The organism is Winogradskyella sp., from assembly GCF_016744625.1.
In the GTDB taxonomy this organism is placed as follows: Bacteria; Bacteroidota; Bacteroidia; order Flavobacteriales; family Flavobacteriaceae; genus Winogradskyella.
Genome location: NZ_JADGDZ010000044.1, coordinates 1 through 14,833, shown reverse-complemented (window position 1 = coordinate 14,833; position 14,833 = coordinate 1). Strand labels below are relative to the sequence as shown.

The window sequence follows — 14,833 nt, the reverse complement described above, 5'->3', positions numbered from 1 at the left end:
TAAACTCCTATTTTTTCTTCAGTAATATCTTTTCATTTGTAAACTGATTAGCTTCGTCTATAAAGGCAATCATTTTGTTCCAATTAGAATTAGGCTCAAAGTTATGCTTGTATTGTTTAGATGTTTTAATAATCAGTTTGTTACCTTCAATTACGGCAGTACTTATAAATGCACCAGTTTCATTGTCAACAGACTTGTTTAATTTATCTAAACCAGCTATAGTAAAACCTTCGGGAATATTAAATGTGATATTATAATTAAAGCTTCTTGCATTTTGAGCATAGATATTTGCTGTACGATTACGTTCTTTTTCTTCAAGGTCTATCTGACCTCCGATAAGTTTACCTATTTCAATAATATAATTTGGACCTGCCTTTTTTATTAAAGAATTTTTGGCATTAAACGTTTCTGTAAACGTAAAATAAGTATCTAATCCATAACGACCTGTATTGTTAATTTCATAGGTGTAGTCTTCAACTTCGTCAACACGATATTCTCCTTTGGCACTATTTTCAAACTTCTCTTTTTGCTTTCCTTTAATTTTTTCAATCAAGGCTTCTAATTCCTTTTTATATCTGGCTTTATCCTTTTTTCTTTTTATTAATTCAATGAAGGACTTAGTTTCGTACTTGGTATAATCTTCTTTTACATAATCTGTAAACATGAGGCGATTATATTGTTCATCTTTCTTAGAGTGCCCTTTATGACTATTTATTGAGCTTATACGTAATCCTGAAAAGTCATTATTCAAACTAAGCGTAATCTCTTTTTTTGTTTCATTATCTAAATGAGTAGATATTGCCAGTTTACCTTTTTTGATAATGTCTATTTTATTTCGAGTTGGTGATAATAAATAGACCTCAGTATCTTCTATTAAAGGTGAGAATTCATTGATATTGGTATGAATACTAAATAATTGTGCGTAGATAGGAGTAGAGGTGTTTACTTTGATAAGTACGTTTACATTTCTTTCAATTAGCAAGTCATCGATAGAGCCATCAAAACGTTTTTTAGCAACAACAATTTCGTACTTTATTTTTTCTCGTTTTAAAAACTCTGTAAAATGACGAACAAATTGCTTTTGATTTTCAATAAAGACAGGATATCCATAATATACAAAAGGATTGTACATAATGTTGGCATCTTTGACAAAGATGGCTTCGACAAAACGGGTTAAGTAATAATGGCGCATAAAATAGTATGCCTCTGTTACTTTTTCTGTATCATTTTTAAAGGTTTTCTTTTTAAAGAATTTTCTAACATCACCAATATCTCCATCTGGCTTAAATCTATTGTCATAAAGTTCAAGGACTTCTTCTTTTGCTACTGAAGATTTAATGATTTTTTCTTTCTCTGGAAGAAAGGCAAGAGCTCTATCTTCAAATTTCCCTGACCTCGCAAAATAAACTTGAAATTTATAGGATGGTAATTCTAATAGCGGATAAAACCAACGTGTATACTCGTTCTTTTTAATATCAGATGCTATAAGTTCATAACGTCTCATGTTCTTTTTCTCTGTTGGAATTTCCTTTAATTTTGGAGCTCCATTGAAAGAATTGAAGTTGATAAAAAAGTCATTTTCAGTTTCAAAAAACAATTTAAAATCTACAATAGGATATTCTTCACCTAGATTGGTTTCAACAGGATCAAAACCAAAAGCATAAGTTGTTTTAAAAGGCTCTAATCGGTAAAAATAGTAATCTATGATATCTCCAATTTCTAGATTTGCAATCGCTACTTTAGTTTCTCCATCTACTTCAACAGATTCCTTCTCTACATCAATCTCAATCTCGCTTCCGCCTGGCTTTACAATTTTTACACCAACATAATTATTACCTTTTTCTTTCCAAGTATAACGACCTTTGGAGGATCTGAAACGCTTTGTAAACGCAAATTCTGAAAACTCTTCTACAGCAGCTTTATCTAACAGTTTAATACGTTTTCTTACCGAACTCGTATAAGTCACATTTTTCCCAAACTTATGGAAGTCATAATTTTCATTTTTATATAAAATCACCGCAGATTCATTGGCCCATTTTTCTGGTGTGTCTGTGACGTTTTTATAGTTGTCTGAGTTGCCCCAAAAGAAGTCTTTAGCTGCAAGTTCTTCTTTAGATTGTGAAAAAGAAAATATTGAAAACGTAATAAAAAGTATAGTAAGTCCTTTGATAGTCATGGATTTAGTTTTTGGTAAGGATGATTTGTTCTTGATAAGTTGCATTAAGTTGATTTATAAAAGTATTCCATTCTTCGAAATCATTGGTTTCAATTTTTGCATTTTTTATCTGAAATAATTTTTTATAAATAAGAGTGTTATTTTCTGATTTGAAACTAACAGACATGTCATAGTTTTTACTTGATACTTGAATGTTTTTTGGCAATTGAGATACTTTATAACCAGTAGGGATTTCTAATGTAGTAGTAGATTCTAAATACTTTTTTGAGTTAAAAATATAATCAACATCACGTTCTTTAAACTCATAATTTCCTAGTTCTTCATCTAGGTCGAGGTCAATGTATATGGAGTCATCAAAAGTTGAAACCGCATTTTTAACTGTAATATCGTGGGAAAGTGTCACATTCGTTTCTCTATTTGATAAATCTGAAGTGGTAATGTTTGCAACCTTTCTATTACTATCTCCACGACTCAAATAAGCTTCTAAAAATTCGTCTTTCTTGTTCGTTTTTAATTGATCGAAATAATATAATAAACTAGATCTACTTTCTCCATTAAAAACTTTTTTAACACTACCAGTAAGTAGTTCGTTATCTAATTTTAAGTTATAATTAAAGAATTCCTTATTAAATTCAGCTCCACTTTGAGGTACAATTTTTAATATAAAAGAATCTTTGTCTTCAATCATCACTTGCTTGCCTTGAATACGGTCAGCATATTCTCCAAAGGCATTAAATTTTTCTGTACCATCTAAAAACACAATTTCTCCATCTTTAAATAACGAGCAAATCATATGATTATCTACTGATAAATTTGGAGTAGAATAATCGTATGCAATATGTTTGGTACCAATCCATGTGAGTCTGGCATCAAAACCTGCTTCAATAAGCATTTGCTTGGTGAGATTGGCCATACCTTTACAATCTCCATACTTTTTATTAAAAACATTCGCAGCTTCATCTGGTTTAAAACCTGCAATACCATCTTCAAAAGCAATGTATCTAATATTGTCTTGTACCCAATAGTATATGTTCTTTATCTTCTCTTCATCTGTCTTTGCATCGTTTGTTAATTCTGAAACTTTAGCTTTAATAGATGTGTTATCATTTTTTAAACTGTTAACCAAAGATTTATACCAATTATAAAGATCTTGGGTAGAGTCGAAAATGGGTTTAGTTTCTCCTTTTTTTGTATAAGACTTTGCTAAAACAAGTAAATGTGGATAAACATATGTCGGACCTGGAGCATGAGAAGCGTTACGCATTGCAGGTACATCCTTTAGAGTGTAGGTGTGAATTATAGATTTATTTTTAGCATTAGTCTTAGTTGTTTTCACAATATCGTAACCTTCAAAGTTAAGTTCTTTTAATTCAATATTTAACCAATCAGGAATTTCGACTGTAATCACTTTTTTTAGAGCTGGATAATTATCATTGAAATAAAGCTTTGTGAAATATTTAATGTCGTTATAGGTCTTTAAAATTTCGGTGCCATAACGATAACCTTGTAATGGGAAATCTACGTTGGTATATTTAACTCTAGCATCATTATGAAATAAATCATCACTTTTATACGCTTCATCTTTAATAAAAAAACCTGCAGAACGATTGTTCTTATATAAGATTTTAAATTCTTCAATCTCTGATTCACCGTCATAAAAACAATATTTCTGAATATCAGCTCGAGATATCATATTAATCATCTTTTCTTTTATTTGATGATGAACAATAACTTTTTGCTCACGACTATCAAAATCAAAAGTGATGTAATCTAGGCTTTCTTCAAGTGCGACTTCATCATCTTTATGGTCGAATTTTTCCTTTAGCTTTTTTGCCTTTGCTATATCATTAGCGTCAGGTTCAATTTTTCGTTGACCAAATGATTGAGAAATTAATGTAAAAATAAAGACTGCGGTTAATAGGTTTTTAATCATAGGTAATTATGTATTGAAGCTAATATATTTAAATGTTAATAATAACAAAAGGAAATAGTTTAATAAGTAAGTATTTACGTTTAAAAGACTTTAGATGATTTCCTTTTTGAGATCTAAAAAGTTATATCAAATAGTATAGTTTACAAAGTGCAAAACAATAAAAGCTCTTATATATAGTGTTTGACATACTTATAGTTTTCTGTAATAAAAATATTACAATTTGCATATTTCACGCTAAATTGATATATTTATGCTAAATTAATATACATGAAAATTAATCTATGTCCTAATTGTAATTCCGACGACTATATTAAGAGTGGTGTAATTAACGATAGACAACGTTATAAATGCAAGTCATGTCATTATAACTTTACTGTTAATAAGCTTGGTAAGAAGATAGATGATTATTATGTTAATAAGGCGTTGCAGCTTTATTTAGAAGGTTTAACGTATCGTGAAATAGAGCGTATTTTAGGTGTTTCTCATGTTAGTGTTATGAATTGGGTGAAGAAATATAATATTAAGCGCCCTTACAATTCAAAATACCACCCGACTTATAAAATTTTGAATGCTGAAGAACTGTCTAAATTCTTTTCAAATGCACAAAACTTATCTGGTGCAGGCGCACTTGTAACTGAATTAGGTGATAAATTTATGCTTATAAAATGGGAGCGTTTTAAAGATTAGTATATCAATTTAGCAATTAGATATACTATTTTTTTGTTAACTGATTGTTTTTAAGAGCTTAGTAGTGCACATAAAACCAATGTATAACTAACTAATCTTTTTTAACAATGAAAAAACAAACCCTTTTATTGATAGGATTATGCCTTGCTTCCTTTCAATTTATGAATGCTCAAGGTTCACCTGATTATACAGGTGGGCTTAAAATGAAATTCAATGAAGATGGTACTAAATATCTTCGTGTAATTTCTTGGGCTCAAATGCAGGCAAATTATAATGATGATGTACCTGATACATCAAGTAAACTAAATTTTAATTTAAGAAGAGCAAGAGTACTTATGTTCTCTCAGATTAATGATAAATTTTTAATTCTTACACATTTTGGTCTAAACAGTTTAAATAGTAATACACTGCATCCCGTCGGAAAAGGCGATGGAGCACAGCTGTTTATGCACGATGTTTGGGTGCAATACAAACTTGGTAAAGATCATACTCTTGGAGGTGGTTTGCATTATTTTAATGGAATTTCTAGGTTAAACAATCAGAGCACATTAAATATAATGACTTTAGATAATAACCGTCAATCATGGTCTACAATAGGGCTATCAGATCAATTTGCCAGACATATTGGTGTTTTCGCAAAAGGTAAGTTTGGAAAGCTTCAATATAGAGTTGCAATTAATGATGCGATAACCAATGGCTTAGATGCAAGAGATCCAGAAGATGGTGGAGCTGCTGTTTATGGAGGTAAGCGCTTAATTGGCTCTAAAGATGCTGGTAAAGCTTATGCTGCATATTTTGAATATAACTTTTTGGACCAAGAGTCTAATTTTTTGCCTTTTAAAGTAGGAACATACTTAGGTGGTAAAAAAGTGTTTAATGTTGGTGCTGGGTTCTTTTTACATCCTAGTGGCTCAGTAAGTTTAGATGGAACAGAACTAGTTGCTGAAGACGTTTCAATCTTTGCTGTAGATGCCTTTTATGATGCGCCTCTTGGAGATGATGGTAGCGCAATTACTGCGTATGCAACATTTCAGTCTAATGACTATGGTAAAGATTACTTTTTTAGCGCTTATGGAACAGGAAGCATGATATATTCACATGTTGGATATGTTTTTGCAGGTGACAAAGCAAAAACAAGGTTTCAGCCTTACGTCTCATATGGCACTAATAGTTATGATGCTGTAGATGATAACAGAAACATACTTGGCATTGGTGTTAACGCATATATGAGTGGTCATAATTCAAAATTAACTTTAGAGTATAAAAATCAGAAATTTGGAAATTCTGATGCTGGTACAGTATCACTTCAAGCAATGATTTACCTATAAAAACTAATAACTATGAGTGAAAAACAAAAAAACGCAACTGCGTACTGGAAAGAAAACATAAAGTATTTAGCAATACTGCTTTCTATTTGGTTTATAGTGTCTTATGGATGCGGAATATTATTCAGAGAAGCTTTAGACGAAATAAGACTTGGTGGTTTTAAACTAGGATTCTGGTTTGCACAACAAGGCTCAATCTATGTATTCGTAATTCTCATTTTCGTTTACGTAAGATTAATGAATAAACTAGATAAAAAATACGGTTTCGACGAGTAACCCTTAACTAAAATTAAAACAAAAAAAATTATGAGTGTACAAACTTGGACTTGGTTATTAGTAGGGATTACTTTTGCCTTATATTTTGGAATAGCAATTTGGGCCAGAGCTGGTTCAACTAAAGAATTTTATGTAGCTGGTGGAGGTGTTTCTCCTTTAGCAAATGGTATGGCAACTGCAGCCGATTGGATGAGTGCCGCCTCCTTTATTAGTATGGCAGGAATTATTTCTTTTGCTGGATATGATGGCTCTGTTTATCTTATGGGTTGGACTGGTGGATACGTGCTTTTAGCATTACTACTAGCACCTTACTTGCGGAAGTTTGGTAAGTTTACTGTTCCCGATTTTATTGGTGACAGATATTATTCAAACACAGCTAGAACTGTTGCAGTAATTTGCGCATTAATCGTATCATTTACATATGTAGCAGGTCAGATGAGAGGAGTAGGAATTGTATTTTCTCAGTTCTTGCAAGTAGATATAAACCTAGGTGTTGCTATTGGTATGGCAGTGGTTCTAACCTTCGCTTTATTAGGAGGCATGAAAGGAATTACATATACACAAGTAGCACAATACTGTGTGTTAATCTTTGCTTTTATGGTACCTGCATTTTTCATTTCAATGCAAATGACAGGAAATATCATTCCACAATTAGGAATGGGAGGTTCTGTTGAAGGTGGTGAATTCTTATTGGATAAACTCGATAAGTTACATACGCAATTAGGGTTTAACGAATATACAAGTGGAACAAAAACGACTTGGGATGTATTTGCAATTACATTAGCGTTAATGACAGGAACAGCTGGTTTACCACACGTAATTGTACGTTTCTTTACTGTACCTAAAGTAAAAGACGCTCGTAAATCTGCTGGTTATGCATTATTGTTAATTGCAATTTTATATACAACTGCTCCAGCAATTGCTGTATTCTCTAGAACTAATTTAATTGAAACTGTTAGTAACAAAGAATATTCTCAAATTCCTGAATGGTTTAAAAACTGGGAAAACACAGGATTAATAGCTTGGTCAGATAAGAATGGAGATGGCAAAATTCAGTATGTCGCTGGCAATTCCTTAGATGGTAAGAAGCCTGTATATACAGAGGCAAGAGGTCTTAATGGTGAACGTATGATTTCTAACGCAAGTGAAGCGAAAAATGAATTATATGTAGATAGAGATATTATGGTATTAGCAAACCCGGAGATTGCAAATCTTCCAAATTGGGTTATTGCATTAGTAGCGGCAGGTGGACTTGCAGCGGCATTATCGACTGCTGCAGGACTACTTTTAGTAATCTCTACATCGATCTCTCACGATTTAATTAAAAAACAATTAAAACCAGACATTTCGGATAAAGGTGAGTTAACAGCAGCAAGAATAGCAATTTTTGTAGCTATTTTAATTGCTGGTTATTTTGGTATTAATCCGCCAGGATTTGTCGCTGCCGTCGTCGCGCTCGCATTTGGGCTTGCAGCTGCATCATTTTTCCCTGCTATTATTTTAGGAATTTTTGATAAGCGAATGAATAGTCAAGGTGCAATTTCGGGAATGGTAGTCGGTATCGTAATAATGTTATTCTACATGATGAAGTTTAAACTTAACATGTTTGGTGGTGGTACAAGTGAAGATTGGTGGTTTGGAACTTCGCCAGAAGGATTTGGTACTATAGCAATGTGTGTTAATATTGTGATTTCTATGGTAGTTTCTAGAATGACACCAGCACCGCCTCAAGATGTACAAGATATGGTGGAAAGTATAAGAATACCTTCTGGAGCAGGTGAAGCTTCAGACCATTAATTGATGTTGTTATTCTTGTAACACACAAGAATCTCAAATTAATTTGTTAGTTAGAACAGTACTGTTTAATTACAGTACTGTTTTTTTCTTATTTTTAGGTTATAAACCAACTAATGAAAAAACGCCACGAACAAAAACTTATCGTTTTATCAATAGCATTATTTATGCTATTTAATATTCCTTTTATTTTAATATTTAATTTGGAAGGCGCTGTATTTGGTATTCCAACCTTTTTTTTCTCAGTGTTTTCTATTTGGTTACTTTCCATTGTCATCTCGTTTATTGTATTAAAACGTCATTATGAATAATTATACTTTAGTTATCATAATTGTCATCTATTTAGTGGTGCTATTTTACATTGCATTTCTTGCTGAAAAAAAGAAGCAAAGTAAATGGGTGAATAATCCGTATGTATATACTTTGTCTTTAGCTGTATACTGTTCAGCTTGGACTTATTATGGTAGTATTGGTATAGCGGCAAATTCTGGCATCAACTTTTTGCCTATCTATTTAGGACCAGTAATAGCTGCTCCTTTATGGATTATTTTACTTCGAAAAATTATTAGAATTTCAAAACAACACAAGATTTCTTCTATAGCTGACTTTATTTCACTTCGCTATGGAAACAACAGATTTGTGGGAGCTTTAGTTACTTTGATTTGTCTATTTGGAACATTACCATATATTTCGTTACAGTTAAAAGCGGTTTCAGAAACGTTCGAAATCATGTCTGATGATAGTAGTTATATTTCAACAACTATTTTAGACGATACTACATTTTATGTAGCCTTATTACTAGCTGTCTTTGCAACCTTCTTCGGAACTCAAAATACAGATGCTTCCGAAAAACATAAAGGAATTATTGCATCAGTAGCTTTTGAGTCGGTTTTAAAACTTGTTTTCTTTTTAATTATTGGTACTTACATTACGTTCTATTTATTTAATGGCACATCCGACATATACAATCAAATTTCGACAATTGAAAATTTCAAAGCGCTTACCACATTTGGTGGAGTAGAAGATGGATTTAATTGGTTTTTTATGATCGCTCTGTCATTTATGGCAATCTTTTTATTGCCTAGACAATTTCAAGTTTCAGTATTAGAGAATAATAGAGAGAAGCACCTTAAGAAGGCTATTTGGTTATTTCCATTGTATTTATTGTTATTCAATGTGTTTGTCATTTTTATTGCTTGGGCAGGAAAACTAACGTTTGGATCATCAGCGAATGCCGAATACTATACACTCTTACTGCCATTAGAAAACGGAAATTCTTTTTTGGCAACCCTTGTTTTTCTTGGTGGATTTTCAGCTGTAATTTCTATGGTTATAGTATCAACACTCGCATTATCAACTATGGTGAGTAACAACTTAATTATTCCATATGGGTTTTTAGATAAATTCATTAAAAATCAGCCAGAACGAAATGCTAAATACATAAAGAACATTCGTAGGATTTCAATTTTCACAATCATTATTACTGCGTATTTCTTTTACATTTCCTTTTCAAAAGAATTATCATTGTATGCAATTGGGTTAATTTCATTTGTAATTATTTCTCAATTAGCACCTGCCTTTTTTATTGGCTTATTTTGGAATAGAGGCTCTTCAAAAGCAGCTATTATTGGAATGATATCTGGATTTGTTATTGTATTGTACACTCTAGTGCTTCCGTTTACATTACAAGCCTATACAGGAACTGATGATTTTGTACAATATGGATTTAATGGAATTTCTGTATTAAAACCTCATGCTTTGCTTGGTATAGATTTTTTAAGTCCACCTGCTCATGCATTCTTTTGGAGTATTTCGGTTAATCTATTATGCTATTTAGTTTTTTCACTAGTATCTAAAGGAAATTATAGAGAACGAAACTATGCAGAAATGTTTGTTGATAGTAAGAATTTTAAAAACCTTCAGGATAGTGCTTTGGTATGGAAAGGAGAGGCTTTTGTAGCAGATATTAAAAATGTACTTGTTAGGTTTTTGGGAGAAAAGAGAGCTAATCGTGCTTTAAAAATATTCTTTACCAAATATAAATTGTCACCAGATACTCAATTGGCTGATGCAAGACTTATAAATTTTTCCGAAAAGTTATTGACTGGTAGTATTGGTAGTGCTTCGGCTAAAATATTAATTGCAAGTGTAGTTAAAGAAGAACAAATTAGTTTAGTAGAAGTGCTTAAGATTTTAGAAGAGTCTAAAGAAAATATTGTGCATAATAAAGCGCTAACAGAAAAGTCGAATGAGCTTTCTCAACTCTCATCAAAATTAAAAGATGTTAACCAAGAGCTAATATCTAAAGATAAGCAAAAGGATGAGTTTTTAGATACCGTCGCGCATGAGTTAAAAACACCAATTACTGGTATTCGTGCAGCAACTGAACTTCTTATGGATGAAGAGGATGATATGCCTAAAGAGATGAAGACTCAATTCTTAAAAAATATTCTTCAAGATTCTGATCGTTTAGGTAGACTTATACATAATATTCTGGATTTTGAAAAATTGGAAACTGGACGACTAAACTTAGATGTTCAATACCAAGATATTCAGAAAGCTATTAAAAAAGCCACAGCTAGTATTTCGCAAATAGCTTCAAAAAAGCAAATACAGCTCATTAACAAAAACCCACATGGATTTAAGCTATCTTATGATGAAGATCGTATCCTTCAGGTTTTAACTAATTTGTTATCAAATGCGATAAAGTTTTGCAAGCCAAAAGTGGGTGTAATAACAATAGATTATAAGTTAGGAAATGAGTTTGTAGAAATCTCTGTAACTGATAATGGCAAGGGGATACCAGAGGAAGATCATGATTTTGTATTTGATAAATTTTACCAATCTAAACATCAAAATACTATTAAACCTCAAGGTAGTGGTTTAGGTCTAGCGATTACAAAACAAATAGTTGAAAAACATAAAGGAAAGATTTGGGCAAAAAAAGGCATAAAAAATGGTGCAATGCTTGTTTTTACGCTACCTTTTAAGTAAATTGTAAACGATTATATGAATAGAAAGATTTTAATTGTTGACGATGAGCCTAATATTGTAATGTCGTTAGAATATACCTTCAAAAAACAAGACTTTGAAGTTTATATAGCAAGGGATGGAAATGAGGCTTTAGAGATATTAAAACACCAGGTGCCAGATGTTATTTTACTAGACATTATGATGCCTAATGTAGATGGATACCAAACGTTGACTCATATAAAAAAAACAGATAGTTTAAAGCATACTAAAGTTGTGTTTTTAACTGCTAAAAATAAGGCTTCAGATATTGAAAAGGGTTTAAAACTTGGAGCAGATAAATATTTAACCAAACCTTTTTCAGTAAAAAAAATAGTTTCAGAAATTCTTGAACTACTAAATTAAATATTGGTTTTGTGTGCAAACAAACTATGTTTAATTAAAGTTTAAAGACATGAAATTTCATATCAATCCTTTAGCGTCAGATATTATTATTTGTATCTATGTTGTCGCTACCCTATACCTTAGATTTAAATTTGAAAATGATGCAGATGTTGGTCCTGGACTATCAATAGTTATGGGTATTTGCTTTGTGGTTATTATTTGGGCACTTGTAAGACTTAAAGTGCTTAATCCCAATTGGTTTGGCTTACTTAATTCTAAAAAAGGTTAAGTCATGTCGTATCAAGAATTTTATCAAAAAAGTATTGACCAACCCGAAGAGTTTTGGAGAGCGCAAGCCAATCAATTAGATTGGTTTAAAGCGCCAAAAACTATATTGTCTAATGATAAATATAACTACAATCAATGGTTTGAAGATGGACAACTTAACTTAAGTTATTTGTGTATTGACAAGCATATTAAGGATGGTTTTGGAGATCAAAATGCAATAGTTTATGACTCACCTGTTACTAATACAAAACAGCATATAAATTTTAACCAATTGCACCACGAAGTCTCAAAACTAGCTGGTGGTTTGCAAAATTTAGGACTTCAAAAAGGTGATACATGTATTATTTATATGCCAATGATTCCACAAGCATTATATGCAATGTTGGCATGCGTAAGAATTGGCGTAATACACTCAGTTGTATTTGGTGGTTTTGCACCTCATGAGTTGGCTATTCGTATAGATGACTGTAAACCCAAGTCCATAATTACAGCATCTAATGGCGTAGAGATACAACGAATTATTCCGTATAAACCATTTGTAGATGAAGCAATCATTAAAGCGGAAAACAAGCCAGAGCATGTGATCGTTTTCGATAGACAATTAGGTGTTGATATTCCTAAGAAAAACTATGATGTAGATTACACAACTTTGGTAGAAGAATCACCATCTATTGATGCAGTTTCCTTGACATCTATACATCCTTCATATATTTTATATACTTCTGGAACCACAGGAACACCAAAAGGAATTATTAGAGACACAGGTGGTTATGCTACTGCTTTAAAATTTTCTATGAAATACATTTATGGAGTTGATGAAGGAGATACTTTTTGGGCTGCAAGTGATGTTGGTTGGGTTGTTGGACACAGTTATATTGTGTATGGACCATTGTTAAACCGTAATACAACTATTCTGTTTGAAGGCAAACCAATTAAAACACCAGATGCATCAACGTTTTGGCGTGTAATTAGCGAGCATAACGTAAAAGTGATGTTTACTGCGCCAACTGCAATTAGAGCCATTAAAAAAGAAGATCCAACAGGGCACATGCTTAAGCGTTATGATATGTCTTGTTTAAAATATCAGTTTTTAGCAGGTGAACGTTGCGATGTAGCGACATTAAATTGGACTGAAGAAAAGCTAAATGTTCCAGTGATAGACCATTGGTGGCAAACCGAAAGTGGTTGGCCAATGTTAGCTAATATGGTTGGTGTAGGCTTGCAAGATGTAAAACCTGGATCTGCAAGTTTTCCTGTGTGTGGTTATGATATTCAAATTTTAAATGAAGAAGGAGAAGAGGTCGAGTCTAGTGGAGAAGGTTACGTAGCCGTAAAATTACCATTACCACCAGGAACCTTAAGTAATCTTTGGGGAAACCCAGAGCGTTTTAAGTCTGGTTATTTAGACCGTTTCCCTGGTTATTATTTCTCAGGAGATGGAGGTTATAAAGACGAGGATGGCTACGTGTTTATTACTGGTAGAGTAGATGATATTATTAACGTTGCAGGACATCGATTATCTACTGCGGAAATGGAAGAAATTGTAGCATCACATAAAGCTGTTGCAGAATGTGCTGTTTTTGGAGTTCATTGTGACTTAAAGGGACAAAAGCCTTTTGGTTTAATCGTTTTGAAATCTGGAGAAACTTCTAAGGAAACTCAAATTCAAAAAGAAATCATACAAGATGTAAGACACGAAATTGGAGCAGTTGCTTCCTTTAGAGATGTGTTAGTTGTAAATCGATTACCAAAAACAAGAAGTGGAAAAATTCTTCGTAAATTGTTACGAAATATCGCAGACGAACAGTACTATAATATACCATCAACCATTGATGATGTTAACATTATAAACGAAATAAAATCGGTATATAAAGCCCATCATATTGGGATTCATAAATAACTAATAAAAACTAAAACTATTTATCACACTGAGCATAGTCGAAGTGTATAATAATATTAAAGCAACACATTATGAGTAATTATCACATAAAGCATTTAGAAGAGTACTACCAAGTTTATCGTAAATCAGTCAGAAATCCTGAAAATTTTTGGGAAGAAATTGCTGAAGAGCATTTTATGTGGCGAAAAAAATGGGATAAGGTATTGAGTTGGGATTTTTCTAAACCTGAAGTTAAGTGGTTTGAAGGTGCAAAACTCAATATTACAGAAAACTGTATCGATAGACATTTATACACTAGAGGTGACAAAACAGCTATTATTTTTGAACCAAATGGTCCAGATGAAAAAGCACTCCATATAACGTACAGAGAGTTACATGAGCGTGTGTGCAGATTTGCAAACGTTCTTAAAGAAAATGGAGTAGGTAAAGGGGATAGAGTTTGTATTTATTTACCAATGATCCCAGAACTTGCAGTATCTGTTTTAGCATGTGCACGAATAGGCGCTATACATTCTGTGGTGTTTGCTGGCTTTTCTTCAACTGCTTTGGCTACCAGAATCAATGATAGTGATTGTAAAATGGTTATTACGTCAGACGGTTCGTATCGTGGTGCAAAAACAATCGATTTAAAAGGAATCGTAGATGAAGCTCTAGAAGAGTGTGAATGTATTGACACGGTTTTGGTGGCTAAACGTATCAATACTGAGATTAATATGCAAGAAGGTAGAGATAAATGGTTACAACCATTGTTAGATAATGCACATCACGAATGTGAACCAGAAATAATGGATGCAGAAGATCCATTATTCATTTTATATACTTCTGGTTCTACAGGGAAACCAAAAGGAATGGTGCATACTACAGGAGGTTATATGGTATATACAGCTTATACTTTTAAAAATGTATTTCAATATAGAGAAAATGATGTGTATTGGTGTACCGCCGACATCGGTTGGATCACGGGTCATAGTTATATTGTTTACGGACCCTTAGTTAATGGCGCCACAACAGTCTTGTTTGAGGGAGTTCCAAGTTATCCAGATTTTGGTCGTTTTTGGGAAATTGTAGAAAAACACAAAGTAACTCAATTTTATACCGCA

Annotated in this window: 12 protein-coding genes; 10 read left to right on the top strand and 2 right to left on the bottom strand. The window is 32.5% G+C overall.

The features are described from left to right. Positions 1-7 precede the first annotated feature (7 nt). Complete coding sequence (locus QZZ53_RS10285) at positions 8-2,176, bottom strand: hypothetical protein (protein ID WP_296384264.1); 2,169 nt, start codon at positions 2,174-2,176, stop codon at positions 8-10. Between the two features lie 4 nt (positions 2,177-2,180). Next, entirely contained in the window at positions 2,181-4,109 is a 1,929-nt protein-coding gene (locus QZZ53_RS10280; RefSeq protein ID WP_296384262.1) for a transglutaminase-like domain-containing protein, read from the bottom strand. A 267-nt stretch (positions 4,110-4,376) separates the two neighbouring features. Between QZZ53_RS10280 and QZZ53_RS10275 the strand changes: the two genes are divergently transcribed. The 10 genes from QZZ53_RS10275 to QZZ53_RS10230 all read left to right on the top strand — a co-directional run. Continuing rightward, complete coding sequence (locus QZZ53_RS10275) at positions 4,377-4,796, top strand: helix-turn-helix domain-containing protein (protein WP_296384260.1); 420 nt, start codon at positions 4,377-4,379, stop codon at positions 4,794-4,796. A gap of 107 nt (positions 4,797-4,903) precedes the next feature. Continuing rightward, positions 4,904-6,124: a hypothetical protein gene (locus QZZ53_RS10270; protein ID WP_296384258.1), complete on the top strand. Its 1,221-nt coding sequence runs from the start codon at positions 4,904-4,906 to the stop codon at positions 6,122-6,124. A gap of 12 nt (positions 6,125-6,136) precedes the next feature. Then, a complete protein-coding gene (locus tag QZZ53_RS10265) occupies positions 6,137-6,397 on the top strand; it encodes a DUF4212 domain-containing protein (protein WP_296384256.1) in 261 nt (86 codons plus the stop codon). Between the two features lie 30 nt (positions 6,398-6,427). Next, positions 6,428-8,194: a sodium:solute symporter family protein gene (locus tag QZZ53_RS10260; protein ID WP_296384253.1), complete on the top strand. Its 1,767-nt coding sequence runs from the start codon at positions 6,428-6,430 to the stop codon at positions 8,192-8,194. A gap of 113 nt (positions 8,195-8,307) precedes the next feature. Then, positions 8,308-8,502, top strand: coding sequence for a hypothetical protein (locus tag QZZ53_RS10255; protein ID WP_296384251.1), 195 nt, complete (start codon positions 8,308-8,310; stop codon positions 8,500-8,502). Next, positions 8,495-11,185, top strand: a complete 2,691-nt coding sequence (locus QZZ53_RS10250) for a sensor histidine kinase (RefSeq protein ID WP_296384249.1) — start codon at positions 8,495-8,497, stop codon at positions 11,183-11,185. Before QZZ53_RS10255 ends, QZZ53_RS10250 begins: the two co-directional genes overlap by 8 nt. Positions 11,186-11,200: 15 nt before the next feature. Continuing rightward, positions 11,201-11,566, top strand: a complete 366-nt coding sequence (locus QZZ53_RS10245) for a response regulator (protein ID WP_296384247.1) — start codon at positions 11,201-11,203, stop codon at positions 11,564-11,566. Between the two features lie 49 nt (positions 11,567-11,615). Then, complete coding sequence (locus tag QZZ53_RS10240; RefSeq protein WP_296384243.1) at positions 11,616-11,834, top strand: hypothetical protein; 219 nt, start codon at positions 11,616-11,618, stop codon at positions 11,832-11,834. A 3-nt stretch (positions 11,835-11,837) separates the two neighbouring features. Next, positions 11,838-13,733, top strand: a complete 1,896-nt coding sequence (locus tag QZZ53_RS10235) for an acetate--CoA ligase (protein ID WP_296384241.1) — start codon at positions 11,838-11,840, stop codon at positions 13,731-13,733. A 71-nt stretch (positions 13,734-13,804) separates the two neighbouring features. Continuing rightward, on the top strand, positions 13,805-14,833 hold a 1,029-nt coding region (locus QZZ53_RS10230; protein WP_296384239.1), incomplete at its 3' end, for an AMP-binding protein.